Genomic DNA, 12328 nt, shown 5'->3' with positions numbered 1-12328 from the left:
TAACTTGTGCTCCTTTAAAGCCTGCGTTCAATAAACAAACTATTGCCCGGCATTTTTTTAGCCTGTTTTTTTGCCAGGCTGACGGCGGATGACAACTCATGCTGTGAGCGGAATTTGCCTGGTTTCACTTTAACTGCACCAATAGACAGGCTGACGAAGGGATATTCCACCACTTTTCCTTGCCTGTCTTCAGCCACAATGCCGCCTACATCTTTGTGCGCTTCATCATAGAAGTTTGCGATATCTGCTTCCATACTCGCCAGGATTTTCTTGCAGCGTTCCTGCCAGTCTTCACTCTGGAAAATCACAATAAAATCATCGCCGCCGATATGGCCGACAAAGTCAAAATTCTGGTCTACATTGCTCAGCAACAATTTTGCGGTATAGCTAATGATTTCATCACCACGCCTGAAACCATAGATGTCGTTATACGGCTTGAACGTATCCAGGTCAAAATAGCAGACGCTGAATTTGCATTCTGAAGCGAGTAATCTTTCCAGTTGCTCATTGATGGGGACGTTACCCGGTAATAGTGTGATCGGGTTCGCATAGCGGGCGGCATTGATCTGCATTTGTGTCACTTCACGCAGTAAATCCTGTCCGCGGCCAATGCCCAGGTAGCGGCCATTGTCGGTAATAATAAAACCATTGCTGAAATGCTGTGCCTCTTCAGCGATAATGTCACTCAAAGCTTTCAGGCTCATGGATTTTTCGACGATCAGCGGATGCGGATCCATAAACGTCTCTGCGCAGCGGCGGTTACCATATAACTCCCGGCGGTAAGGCCGCGCCAGGTTATCTATCATGGTGTAGCGGGTAATCAGGCCGATGGGTGTTTCACCGTTTACAACTGGTAGCATGTGAATATTGCTGTCCGCATCAATCACGCGCATCACCTCGTTATTGGTCATGTCCGCTTGTATCGGCGGAATGTATTTCAGCAGTTTGCTGACATTGGAACGGTGGTCGAGTGCGATATAGCTGTTCTGATAAAGGTGTAGTGTGTTGCGCACCAGCTGTTTTTTTATATCTGCATCAATCGACTGTATCAGGTCAGCTTCTGGCCGGCCAAGGTAATACCCCTGGCCAAAATCAATTTTCAGGTCTTTGATGATACTCAGTTCTTCAAAGGCTTCAATGCCTTCGGCGATGACTTTGGCACCTGAGTTCTGGGCTATCTGCTGTATGGAGCGGACGAATTCAAACTTGACCTGGTCCAGGTGAATGTTGCGGATGAAGTGCTTGTCGATTTTCACATAGTCAGGCTTCAGCTCTGACCACAGGCGCAAGCTGGAAAAGCCCTCACCCAGATCATCCATTGCAATCTCAAAGCCTATGTTGCGGTATAGCTGTACCGCTTCTCGCAACTGGCCGTAATCCATATTGCGGGTCTGCTCGGTCACTTCAATAATAATCTGTTTCGGTTCCAGCCCAAGGCTGGCAAGGTAGGCCAGAGTTTCGCCTTTGTTGGGCGCCGACATCAACAGCATCTCCGGCGTGCTGTTGAGAAAAAGCTTGCGCGTCTTGCAGGTGGCCGCGTAATTTTCGAGCACGATTTGGCGACTGAGATGCTCCATTTCCGAAAGGTAGTCACGCTCCTTGGCTGCTTCAAACAGATGTAGCGGCGCGTGTAGGCTAGTCCCTGCCGGGCCGCGGATCAGGCCTTCAAATCCATAAATATCCGCACTGTTCAACGACACAATAGGTTGGTAAACCGAGGTCAGACTGCGGCTTTTTAAAATCTCGACGATGGTTCGTGACTCTGGGTCCAGGCCTGCAGAAAAACGTGTTAGCTGGTCGTCTCCCCATTTGGCCCCCCAACTATAGGCCAGGTTTGCGAGGGCCATATTCGCGAGAGATGGTGGTGTGGAGTTCATGGGTAGGTAATGGGTATATGCGAGCATCGCTATTTATTATTTGATTTCAATTTAATAGCAATAACGTTAATTAATTTCGCTAACTTAAACCCTAAACCCGGAATTTGGTCGATTTCACAAAAAATTCAAAATTAGGTGGAAGATGTTAACCAGATAAACACGGGTATCTTTGATTGCTTGCGAACATACAAAAGGCCTCAAAATTGAGGTCTTACATACAAAAACAGCTAGTCTTCCAGAAATCCTGCCTAAACAAGTCTTCATGGTGCGTGATGCACAGGTGCCTTGCGCGAACCGATTTGGCTTCGGCGCCTTCATAGTGTGTAGCCCAACATGTTAATAGCAAGGTTAGGCATGGCTTCAGTTACCTTGCCTATCTGCCATGTGCTACTACTCTTGCACAGAGAGGGGTGGGCGAAGAGCATATGAAATTGCTACCGCTCACTTTCATCAGGAGATATGGAGTAATTCCGGCCACCAGCATCACCAATCGGATTCATATCTACAGAGTCAAGTTTGTATCAGACTATTCCTACAAATAATTCAGCCATACTTGCATGGCGTGTTTGCTGACAGGGCGCCATGATTGAGCCTCGATTAGTAAATAACTCAAATTAAAATTGCCTGATTGGCAATACTATCTGTCTAGGAGACCGCGCGATGCTGAGAACTGTGCTGCTTGTGATTCTAATTCTTGCTTTAATCGGGGCTCTGCCAGCCTGGCCCTACAGTAGCGGCTGGGGTTACTACCCAAGTGGCGGGCTCGGTTTAGTGGTACTCATCATTTTGATACTGGCACTTACCGGAAGGTTATAAATTCGATTGGCTTAGAATTCATTTTCTAAGCCAATTCTTTGTAATCTGCTAAAGCAATCATTTTTTCAAACTATTTTAATTAATTCAAATGAGGAAACATATCATGATCATGGCTAAACGTTTTTTAAGTGCCTTTGTGGCACTTTCAATTTTCTTCACAGGCTCCATTCAAACAGTGCAGGCGGCCATGGTGAGTACCGATCAGGTGGCGGAATCGGCTATCACCGTTAAAGGTGAGCAAGACCGCGCGAAGATTGTTGCTATGCTTTCCCGTGACGATATGCAATCAGCATTGGAAGCACGCGGTATTGACCCGGCTGAAGCCAAATCACGCGTTGCAACGCTGACAGATGAAGAAGCCAATTCACTGGCAACTCAATTGGATAAAGCGCCAGCAGGCGGCGGCATTATTGGTGCGGTCGTGTTGGTGTTCCTCGTATTATTGCTGACTGATATCCTCGGTTTCACCAAAATCTTCCCGTTTACACGTTCAGTGCGCTAATGCATTATCATCTCGCTAATAATTGCGAGATGAGTAGTTAAAATGGGTAACATCAAAGCCAGACTGTATTATTTAAGCATGCTGGCTTTTTTGTGCCTGCTAACAGCGTGTGCTGCCCCTGGCGTACGTGAAGCGACCAAGCATTCACAGCTGCCGCGCCGGGCTGAGCTCATCCAAACCCCTTTCTTTCCGCAGGAGCAATACCAGTGTGGTCCAGCCGCATTGGCAACTGCTTTGACCGCAGTCAATATTTCAGTCACCCCAGAACAGTTGACCCCGGAAGTCTATGTGCCCAGCCGGCAAGGCAGTCTGCAAATTGAAATGCTGGCCGCAGCCAGACGCCATGGTGCAGTCTCGGTACAAATACCTCCAAAACTCGAAGCAATCATGCAGGAAATCGCTGCAGGCCATGTAGTGGTCGTGATGCAGAACCTGGGATTTTCATGGATACCCTCCTGGCACTATGCAGTAGTGGTTGGCTATGATGCAGATAAAGAACTGGTATGGCTTCGTTCAGGTCCCTATAAACGCCAGGAAATGTCGCTCAGTGCTTTTCAACGCACCTGGGCCCGTAGCGAACATTGGGCTTTTGTGGCTTTACCGCCGGGGCAGTTGCCAGTGAGTGTTGAAGCAGATGAAATCGCCAAAGCGCTGGTTGCTTACGAAAAGAATGCGCCTGCTCCAGCGAGAAAAACAGCTTACTATGCCGCCGTGCAACAATGGCCTGATCACTTGGTGTTATTGATAGGTTTGGGAAATGCAGCCTATGCCACAGGTGATTTGCCTTTAGCGGCTTCCAGTTTTAAACATGCTACTGAAGTCCGTCCAGAATCCGCTGCTGCCTATAATAATTTGGCCAATGTGTTACTGGCGCAGAAACAATTCATACAAGCCGAATCCGCTGCCACCAAAGGCCTGACGCTCGCGGGGGAGAATGAAAAGTTGAAATCGCAAATTACCCAGACTTTGCTTGAAATCCGTCAGCAGAAGAAATAAATCAATCACAAAGCAGCGTTTTTCCAAGTCTGTAAAAAGTCCTTAATCAAGTATGCTTATCAAGATAAGCATAAAAATCTTTTCTTTTTAATGATTTTGAGAATAGCCAGCCTTGCACATATTGAACCCCGCGCTCTTGTAATATCTTCGCCTGTTCCTCTGTTTCCACGCCTTCAGCGACCATACCCAGTTGTAAGGTTTTAGCCATTTCAATAATATGGAAAGCGACGTGGCTGGTGACGGCATCAGTGCCAACAGAGTCGACAAACGTCTTGTCGATTTTAAGGTAGTCCAGCTGGAATTTGGTCAGGTACGACAAGCTGGAATAGCCGGTCCCGAAATCATCAATCGCTACCATTACGCCACATTCACGGATATTTTTGATAGTAGTCAATGCTGCTTCATCATCAAGAAAACCACGTTCTGTGACTTCAATCAATATTTGATTGCCTTTGGCGCCCGTCGATTTTTTAAGGGTTTCTATCATCGGCATCAATGCACCAGAACGAATGTCATGCGATGAAATATTAATGCCTACGTGAAAGTGTTTGTGCATGTTTAATGCTGTGTGCATATCTTTTGCCACTAGCTCAAACACCCGCTTCGTAATTTGGCATATGACACCCGAGGCTTCTGCGGCAGGGATAAATGTATCCGGGCTGATAAAGGTATTGTCCGGCGTTCTCCATCTAATCAATGCCTCTGCCCCGACGCAGCGTTTATTTTCCAGGTTTATAATTGGCTGGTATTCCAGGTAAAACTCGTTTTTGGCCAGTCCTTTCAAAATGGCAGATTTGGTTGAGTACCTGGTTCTTTGCATGTAAATGAAAATGCCACCAAGCGATACCCCCACCAACATTGCCAGCGGGATCAGTATCTGGATGAAGGAAACCAGATCATCATGAATATCCTTCAATGGTATGGCGGCAACCACGCCGGTTAAATTCAGCTTGTTAGGCGCGATATACACCAGCATGTGACGTTCTTTATCAATAAAAGTAAGTGCTTGCTTACCTTGGTAGGTTTTTAACCACTCGGGTGCGATCTCGCCTCTTGAGGTATACAGTTTATGTTCCTGTATACCAAAAATGGCCACTGAAACATCGGTACTACCCAATGCCTCAATCGCGTGACTAGGCACAAGTACAATGGCCCATCCGGCTTTTTCCATCACTACCAGATGATGGTTTTGCCAATCGGACACTTTCAGATTGGCGTATAACCTGGTGCCATCCGGCTCAATTCTGGAAGGGTTGCCGAGGGAAACACCATCAAATACTTCTGCAATCGAGGAGCATACGATACGGTTATCTTTGACATGAGCCACTGCCTGCAGGAAAAAACCGGCGATATTGAATTCCTGCATTTTCTTGATATGGCGGGGTGCACAGGCCTCTTGTTCCGGGACGGATTCAAAGTGGTGAACGACATTGGCGAACTGCGTGCGGGTACTATTCATGCGCATCAAAACCCCATTGGTGACTTCACGCAGACGCTTGGTTTCTTTTGAGATGGCTTGATTTTGCGCAATCATTAACGATAAAAAAATCGAAACAAAGGCTGTAACCAAAATCAGCAAAACAGTAATGCCGGTCAGGACTTTATTGTTCCTCCAGCCTATATTTAATAGTTTGTTCAATTTTGCACCCTTCCAAAAGTCAGTCTTATCGCTGCATGGTTTATACACATCGGCCTAAAGCTGGCCGATGGTAATTAAGGGGTAAACGTGGGCGAACTCGAAATGATTGAATGCACGCGATGCACAAGAGTGATAAACATAATTATTTTTTTTCTTTAATGTTGATGGATATCGTTCTTGAAACTAATAGAGACAATTATATTTATGCAAATTATCACTATAGTCTAGTTATCGGCACATGTTGACGAGTCTGAAGTGCAGAAGGATGAAATTGTTAATTTTTTTTATTTTATAGGGTTTAGTAGTAAAAACTGGCTGTATGCAAGCGTACTGAAATCAATTTTCTTCATAGCGGACAACGCTGATTTCTCCATCCATCTCGATTTGCATTTGTTTAACCTCTGAAACTTGGCCTATACCTTCTTCTCTTAATTTGGCCATAATTTCATCTTTGGTGACAAATTCCTTTCTCATTTCGCGCAGTTGCAACACGCCATTTTTTATCAGTACCAGTGGCGGCGCTTCTACCATTCTCCTTACCCATTTGTATTTGAAGCTGAGCCAGTCAATCAACATGTTCCAGAATACTAAAACTGCAATGAGTACCAGACCATCGGAAATAGATTTGGAATCGCCACTCATAGCGTTTTGTGAAGCATCCGCAATAATCACCACAAACAGGAAATCACTGACGCCGACGCTCCCCATGCTGCGACGCAAGATAGATCTGAAGATCAGGAATAAAAACCAGTAAACCACCGAGCCTCTGAGGATGATCTCCCATAGCGGAACGGTTAAATGAAATGCAGAGAAATCCATCTTTTTAAACCCCTGTTTAGTATTGAGGACTTGCCTCTCCTGCATGCTACAAAACTGCAAGCAATTGCATTGTCAGATTCGGCGCAAAGTACTGTAGGAAAGTACTGAAAATAAATCCTGGTTTAAGCAAAGACAGAAAAATATCAATCTTAGAATTTGAAACCTACTGTTGTACTAATGACATGGTTTTCGAGATTGTGGGTAGTTTTATTCACTATCTGGTTAAGATAGCCGGTCTCCAGTGTGCAGCGCTTATTTACTTTCCAGTTAGCCCCTACAAAGAGACGGTTCTGGTCTAAGCCACGATGTGCGCCCCAATCAGTTTGGTCCACGTTGACAAACAATTCATCGGACATCACATAAGAGAGCGCAGGATAATTCGTCAACGCCTTGGAGGCCCTAAACATTTGCCGCAACCTATGTCCTGTGTCATGAAAACCTTCGCGGGTTCGCTCTTCCAGTCGGCTGCGGTTGGTAAAAGTGATTGATTGGACAGGATCGAATTGATACTGGAACTGCTGCCACCAGCGATTTTCCTGGTAAGAAGATTTTCCATCCGGATGACTGGCTATCGTATCGTGACCCAGCCAAAGGCTGGTTTTTGAATCCGGTTTGTAAAACACGGCCGGGCGCAAATAAAGATTATCCAAGTGCTTTCCCTCATTCCGCCATCGCGGGTTGATATCCATATCCCAATAAAAATTCTGAACCGGTAATTCACCCTGCATACGCAGATTAAACCAGTAGCCACTATCTTCTTTGAGGCCAGCATCAGCCTTGATTGAGATAAGAGAGACTGAAGTCAAAATAAGTATTCTCAATGCAGGAGCAATAGTTGAAGTACGTTTTGTCATGGCGAGACTTTTCCTCTTTCTGTTTAAGAAAAAGTGTATGCCATGCAGCTGAATTAAATCTTAATTTGCTTTATTCAACGTCAGTATTTTGTCTGAACATTCCTACAGGCAATTCAGCAAGATGGGCATAGCGACTTCTTAATCAGCAGGGCAAGATAGTTTTATAACCAACCAAATCTGAGGAGAGTGAATATGTGCGGAGAATCACAAATTGATAAAACTGAACCTAATAACGCTGTTGAAACAGATAAGCTAAATACGCCAGAACAGAATGCACAGTTACTAATAAGTATTTTTGTGAACCATTTCAAATTACTTACGGGTGAAGCATTGCTGACGAACAAGTTAAGTGGCGTCTGGTATGACAAACAAAAAAGCGAAGAAGATATGGTGAGTGGGATTGAATATGCAAAAAAACAGGAATGGATCACTCCGCTGGATGATGCTTTCAGGCTGACTGAAGCTGGTTACGCTTCAGCCAAACAGCAAACAACCTAAGAGCAGAATTCATAGATATTTATCGATGCTAGTTAGTAACTATACAAACCTATTGAGCATTGAACATGCATACATTATGGTGGCATTCAAAGTGAATGCCATTTATGTGAGTGACTCAACCATCATTGTGTATTGTCGCCAATGATGTCTGGCTGGATATCAGGTTCGGCAGGTTCAGTTGGCTCATATGGGGTGTCCGGATTAGGTTTTATCGGCTTATGGGTTTCTTCAGGAAATACCGGATGATGAGTGTCGTCCTGTTGCCCGAAAAAATGCTGTTCTATGAGTGAATAAGACATTTTTTAATACCTGTGTTTATAGTGAAAGTGGTTCCACAATACTGCGCTGGGCACAGTGTTTTTATAGGTAAATCCCTGAATGTGATGTAAGAATTTTTTGATAAAGAATATGCTTTGTATACGATAAGAATTCCTACGCCTATTTCATAAACTGACTGACAGTTAGGCACATGCATATCACGTAAAATTGATCTAATTATTTGCAGTATTTCAAAACCTTCCCTGCACTAACAATCCACCATTCATGTGTTGGCAATTCTTGATAAGGAGATTGATATGCTAGACAGATTACATCCAGATTATTTTGATTCCGACAGAGTAGATGAGGCTTATGCAAGCTCATCGGATACTAACCATTCCCAAACACGTGAAAAATTACGTGAATATCATCTCCAGAGGCGGGAAGGAAAATCCGCTACGCGAACAGTTAAACAGGCGATGGCGATTAAGCATTCAAAAGCACTGAAAAATGCACATGAATAGCGTTGTCTGAACTTTCCTACAAAAAGTTCAGCATTAGTTGTATGGCAGGATTTCTTGATTTTGGCGATGATTGAATCACCCAATTAATTAAGATAAATTCAACACTACATGCAGTAACAACGATGTAGGATTGATTTGCAGGAGAACGCTATGATGAGTGCCTTGCTTATTGTATTTGTCGTTTTAGCTGCCATCAGTGCAGCGCGTACTTTGCCTTACAACATTCCCTGGGCTGAATATCATGCAAGCAAAGGCGTAATGAGTGTAGTGGTCGTAGCATTAATTATTCTGTCATTTACGGCAGGCTTTATTGATGTTTAGTGCTGCCGATAGGCTGCCTGGCGAACATATTATTGCCAATCTCTTTTGAATAGCACTATTGTTCAAGTTGTATTGCCATTACTCGCTATAAGGATACGCTATAATATTCACTTAAGTATCCGAGTTCGGCAAAGCTGATGTTCGCCCTATTATTTTTTGGCTGCTTCCGCAATTCGAATTAGCATTCACCGCATCTGTATCAATCTTAACCAGGTTTCTTGACTATTAAACTGGTAATTGCTAAATTGAAAACGCATGCATCCATTGTTTAAAAAATTTCTGGCTTTGATCGCGCTGCTTTCTATCCTAAGCTCGTCAGCGTGGTCAGTGTCGCCCCTTGTGATAACTGACGATATCTTCACGCCTGAAGATACCCAATTACTGGACGTTCATTTACAGAAAAAAACGCAGGAAAATTCTCAGCAACATCAAGAGTCAACCTGCAATCATGCCTGCCATTTTTCAGCGCATATTGTTGGATTGGTTTCCAATGGAATAGCGCATGTTATGCCTGCACTGGATGCCGGTGTCTATACTTTCCCTATTCCCTCTCAGGTTAACCACCCTTTTCTCCAAGGCCTGTACCGCCCTCCTATCCTCTGCTAAATCATGAGTCAGTCAGGTGCCTTCGGCATCTGTAAATATGATTGATTTTGAGAGGTATTCACTGTGTTTATCCCTATGTTTGAGACAGGGTTGCAGCGGCTTGCAACGGCTGTCAGTTTTGGTTTATGGCTATCACTCAGCTTCGCCTATGGGTCATTACATGCAGCACCATTAACGCTGGAACAAGCCTGGCAATTTGCTGCCAGAGGTAATCCTGAATTACAGCGCCAGATCGCGAACCAGAATATTCCTGACGGTGATTATCAGGATGCCAAAGGGTTGCTTTACTATAATCCGGTAGTCAGTATGGATATGCGGCAACGCAGCATTGCCCAATCACCTGGCGCCAACAACAGGCGCGGGGAGTGGGGCGCTGGCATTGCGCAGACGTTTGAAATTGCCGGCCAGCAAGGCTGGCGTAGAAATGCCGCGCAACAAAGCCAGCAAGCCATTGCACTGGATATTGCTGAAGAATACCGCACGCTGCATGCGCAAATGGAAGAGCAGTTTGTGACTGTGCTGGCTATCCAGAAACGCATAGAAGTGGAACAGCGGATCCTGAAACTGATAGAGCAGAATACCGCTTTATCACGCAAACGGGTTCAGGCGGGTGAAGACAGCCTGCTCGATGGAAATCTGGCCGTAGTGGATTTCGAGCGTGCGCGCAATCAACTGAGTGCGTTGAATGAGCAATTGGTGCGTGCCCGCGCGCAACTGGCAGCTACCTTGCAATTAGGTGAAACAGAATTACCTGCGGTGTCAGGGGAGTTGATGCCGGTGACCCATGCTTATACTCTCAGCGACCTGCTGGAAAAGTTAACTGACCGTCCTGCCATTCAATCATTGGGTGTCAAGGAATCCGCCGCCCGGTCCAGATTAGAATTACAGAAAAACCTGACCTACCCTGACCTCACTGTGAGCGTCAACAATAGCCGCGAAGCGACTGTTGCCGGGGATGACAATATCACCTTACTTGGCTTATCGCTGCCGCTACCCATCTTCCGCCGTAATGGTGCTGGCATTGGCCGTGCCAGTGCCGAGTTAACACAATCTGAAATCAATCGTGCTGCATTGACGCGTAATGCGAAAGCGGCGATCCAGGCGGCCTGGGTACGCCGCGAAAACATCCGCGAGCGTATTAGCCGTTTAAATAAAGAAGTCTATCCACGACTGGAAGAAAATCTCACGCTGGCAAAGCTCGCCTTTGAAAATGGCGAAATCGGCCTGCCGCAATTACTGATTCTCCAGCGCCAGGCGGTAGATGCGCAACGCGATATTATCGACGCCCAAAAAGATATGCGGCTGGTGCAGATCGAACTTGAGTATATCTCTGGGTGGGCGATGCCTGTTTTACCAGTGCCGACTTTTTCAGTACCATAAAGCAGGATAAAAATGCATAAAACACTCATTAAATTACAGCGAAGCAATGCAGTTTGGCTGGTGTTATTAACAATATTGCTCAGCGCATGTCACCCTGATAGAGATTCGGAATCTGCACATACAGACAAGCCAATATCGAAAACTCAACACCAGGAAAATAGCGGACATCAGGCAACTAAAGCAACACTCACTTTCAGCGAGGCCGAGTTGCAGCAGTTTGGTATTTCTGTGGCGCCGGTTGTTAAGCAGCCATTGCAGGATCAACTCACTTTCACAGCCAATATTGTTGCCAACCAGAATAAACTGGCCCATGTTACGCCACGTATTGAGGGCAAGCTGGCCAAAGTGATTGCTAATCTTGGGGACCAGGTGAAAGCAGGGCAGGCACTGGCCGAAATCGATAGTATCCAAATGGGCGAAGCGCGGGCGCAATATCGCAGCTCAAAAAGTGAGTTGTCCCTGGCACAAGCAAACTATGAACGCATCTCACGTTTGTATGCCGATAAAGTGGTGCCGCAGAGGCAGATGATTGAGTCGCAAGCTGCGCTGGAGAGAGCAAAGTCAGCTTTTTATGCAGACTCTGAGCGCTTGAGAATGTATGGCGGACTGAATAAACAAAACAGCTTAAACGGCGGCTCTACGTATGTGCTGACCGCGCCATTTGTGGGCATTGTGCTTGAAAAAAATGCGGTGATTGGCGAACTGGCGAAAACCACTGACAGTATTTTCACCATTGCCGATATGTCTACCGTCTGGATTGAGGCAGATATTCCGGAAAGTGATTTAAAAGATATATCGATAGGCAAAACCGCTACCGTTAGCGTCAGTGCTTATCCTGAAGAAACCTTTTCCGGCAAAGTCGGTTACCTGGCGAGCATAGTCGATAAAGCCACGCGCACCGTGAAAGCGCGTATTGAATTACCCAACCCCGAGCGCAAATTACGCATTGATATGTTTGCTACCGCTGTCCTCAGTCATACGGCCGCCAGGGAAGCGCTGGTGATTCCGAATGATGCGGTGGTGGTGATCCAGGGTGTTCCTTATGTTTATATTGTGCAAAATAAAGACGGGCATCAGTATACGTTTGAAGCCAGGCCGGTCGAGCCAGGTCAGCGCGTGAATGCCAATGTGGAAATTAAAAGCGGCCTGCGCGAGGGTGAAGATATCGCGCAAGCGGGTGTTTATGCCCTGAAAGCACGGCAACTTAAATCACAAATCAGCGATGAACACTAAGGGGC

The 12328-nt window shown here is 45.7% G+C and carries 14 protein-coding genes; 9 read left to right on the top strand and 5 right to left on the bottom strand.

Annotated elements, in window-relative coordinates; genetic code table 11:
* Nucleotides 1-14: 14 nt before the first annotated feature.
* Nucleotides 15-1847, bottom strand: coding sequence for a GGDEF domain-containing protein (locus tag ASG34_RS06645; protein WP_055828358.1), 1833 nt, complete (start codon nucleotides 1845-1847; stop codon nucleotides 15-17).
* Nucleotides 1848-2537: 690 nt separating this feature from the next.
* Between ASG34_RS06645 and ASG34_RS13830 the strand changes: the two genes are divergently transcribed.
* The 3 genes from ASG34_RS13830 to ASG34_RS06635 all read left to right on the top strand — a co-directional run bounded on the left by ASG34_RS13830 (nucleotide 2538) and on the right by ASG34_RS06635 (nucleotide 4191).
* Nucleotides 2538-2693, top strand: coding sequence for a DUF3309 domain-containing protein (locus ASG34_RS13830; RefSeq protein WP_082488024.1), 156 nt, complete (start codon nucleotides 2538-2540; stop codon nucleotides 2691-2693).
* Between the two features lie 103 nt (nucleotides 2694-2796).
* Nucleotides 2797-3195 (top strand): PA2779 family protein, encoded by a 399-nt coding sequence (locus tag ASG34_RS06640; protein WP_055828355.1) that lies wholly within the window; start codon nucleotides 2797-2799, stop codon nucleotides 3193-3195.
* 42 nt (nucleotides 3196-3237) lie between these two features.
* Complete coding sequence (locus ASG34_RS06635) at nucleotides 3238-4191, top strand: PA2778 family cysteine peptidase (RefSeq protein ID WP_055828352.1); 954 nt, start codon at nucleotides 3238-3240, stop codon at nucleotides 4189-4191.
* A 46-nt stretch (nucleotides 4192-4237) separates the two neighbouring features.
* Here ASG34_RS06635 and ASG34_RS06630 read toward each other — a convergent pair whose 3' ends face one another.
* From ASG34_RS06630 to ASG34_RS06620, 3 genes are all read right to left on the bottom strand, one after another.
* Nucleotides 4238-5830, bottom strand: a complete 1593-nt coding sequence (locus ASG34_RS06630; protein WP_055828349.1) for an EAL domain-containing protein — start codon at nucleotides 5828-5830, stop codon at nucleotides 4238-4240.
* A 336-nt stretch (nucleotides 5831-6166) separates the two neighbouring features.
* On the bottom strand, nucleotides 6167-6649 hold the full coding sequence (locus ASG34_RS06625; protein ID WP_200934462.1) for a DUF421 domain-containing protein: 483 nt from the start codon (nucleotides 6647-6649) through the stop codon (nucleotides 6167-6169).
* A gap of 149 nt (nucleotides 6650-6798) precedes the next feature.
* Nucleotides 6799-7503: a DUF2490 domain-containing protein gene (locus ASG34_RS06620; protein WP_055828348.1), complete on the bottom strand. Its 705-nt coding sequence runs from the start codon at nucleotides 7501-7503 to the stop codon at nucleotides 6799-6801.
* Between the two features lie 192 nt (nucleotides 7504-7695).
* Between ASG34_RS06620 and ASG34_RS06615 the strand changes: the two genes are divergently transcribed.
* Nucleotides 7696-8001 (top strand): hypothetical protein, encoded by a 306-nt coding sequence (locus tag ASG34_RS06615; protein WP_055828346.1) that lies wholly within the window; start codon nucleotides 7696-7698, stop codon nucleotides 7999-8001.
* A gap of 122 nt (nucleotides 8002-8123) precedes the next feature.
* Here the strand turns inward: ASG34_RS06615 and ASG34_RS13975 are convergent, their stop codons facing one another.
* Nucleotides 8124-8300, bottom strand: a complete 177-nt coding sequence (locus tag ASG34_RS13975) for a hypothetical protein (protein ID WP_156376459.1) — start codon at nucleotides 8298-8300, stop codon at nucleotides 8124-8126.
* A 276-nt stretch (nucleotides 8301-8576) separates the two neighbouring features.
* On the opposite strand from ASG34_RS13975, the gene ASG34_RS06610 reads away from it, so the two are divergent.
* From ASG34_RS06610 to ASG34_RS06595, 5 genes are all read left to right on the top strand, one after another.
* Nucleotides 8577-8783, top strand: coding sequence for a hypothetical protein (locus ASG34_RS06610; RefSeq protein ID WP_055828344.1), 207 nt, complete (start codon nucleotides 8577-8579; stop codon nucleotides 8781-8783).
* A gap of 150 nt (nucleotides 8784-8933) precedes the next feature.
* Nucleotides 8934-9104, top strand: coding sequence for a DUF3309 family protein (locus ASG34_RS13970; protein ID WP_156376458.1), 171 nt, complete (start codon nucleotides 8934-8936; stop codon nucleotides 9102-9104).
* 255 nt (nucleotides 9105-9359) lie between these two features.
* A complete protein-coding gene (locus ASG34_RS06605) occupies nucleotides 9360-9710 on the top strand; it encodes a hypothetical protein (RefSeq protein ID WP_055828341.1) in 351 nt (116 codons plus the stop codon).
* A gap of 75 nt (nucleotides 9711-9785) precedes the next feature.
* The gene (locus ASG34_RS06600; RefSeq protein ID WP_235559693.1) at nucleotides 9786-11090 is read left to right on the top strand and encodes a TolC family protein; all 1305 of its coding nucleotides are present in this window, start codon (nucleotides 9786-9788) and stop codon (nucleotides 11088-11090) included.
* A 12-nt stretch (nucleotides 11091-11102) separates the two neighbouring features.
* On the top strand, nucleotides 11103-12323 hold the full coding sequence (locus tag ASG34_RS06595) for an efflux RND transporter periplasmic adaptor subunit (RefSeq protein WP_055828339.1): 1221 nt from the start codon (nucleotides 11103-11105) through the stop codon (nucleotides 12321-12323).
* Nucleotides 12324-12328 lie beyond the last annotated feature (5 nt).

The organism is Methylophilus sp. Leaf416 (assembly GCF_001424665.1).
GTDB lineage: Bacteria > Pseudomonadota > Gammaproteobacteria > Burkholderiales > Methylophilaceae > Methylophilus.
Note: the sequence above shows the minus strand (reverse complement) of the source record. Positions and strands in the feature narration are given on the sequence as shown.

Coding starts and splice junctions, on each gene's coding strand:
- ASG34_RS06645 (WP_055828358.1), bottom strand. CDS start 1,847: ATGGCCCTCGCAAACCTGGCCTATAGTTGGGGGGCCAAATGGGGAGAC.
- ASG34_RS13830 (WP_082488024.1), top strand. CDS start 2,538: ATGCTGAGAACTGTGCTGCTTGTGATTCTAATTCTTGCTTTAATCGGG.
- ASG34_RS06640 (WP_055828355.1), top strand. CDS start 2,797: ATGATCATGGCTAAACGTTTTTTAAGTGCCTTTGTGGCACTTTCAATT.
- ASG34_RS06635 (WP_055828352.1), top strand. CDS start 3,238: ATGGGTAACATCAAAGCCAGACTGTATTATTTAAGCATGCTGGCTTTT.
- ASG34_RS06625 (WP_200934462.1), bottom strand. CDS start 6,649: ATGGATTTCTCTGCATTTCATTTAACCGTTCCGCTATGGGAGATCATC.
- ASG34_RS06620 (WP_055828348.1), bottom strand. CDS start 7,503: ATGACAAAACGTACTTCAACTATTGCTCCTGCATTGAGAATACTTATT.
- ASG34_RS06615 (WP_055828346.1), top strand. CDS start 7,696: ATGTGCGGAGAATCACAAATTGATAAAACTGAACCTAATAACGCTGTT.
- ASG34_RS13975 (WP_156376459.1), bottom strand. CDS start 8,300: ATGTCTTATTCACTCATAGAACAGCATTTTTTCGGGCAACAGGACGAC.
- ASG34_RS06610 (WP_055828344.1), top strand. CDS start 8,577: ATGCTAGACAGATTACATCCAGATTATTTTGATTCCGACAGAGTAGAT.
- ASG34_RS13970 (WP_156376458.1), top strand. CDS start 8,934: ATGATGAGTGCCTTGCTTATTGTATTTGTCGTTTTAGCTGCCATCAGT.
- ASG34_RS06605 (WP_055828341.1), top strand. CDS start 9,360: ATGCATCCATTGTTTAAAAAATTTCTGGCTTTGATCGCGCTGCTTTCT.
- ASG34_RS06600 (WP_235559693.1), top strand. CDS start 9,786: ATGTTTGAGACAGGGTTGCAGCGGCTTGCAACGGCTGTCAGTTTTGGT.
- ASG34_RS06595 (WP_055828339.1), top strand. CDS start 11,103: ATGCATAAAACACTCATTAAATTACAGCGAAGCAATGCAGTTTGGCTG.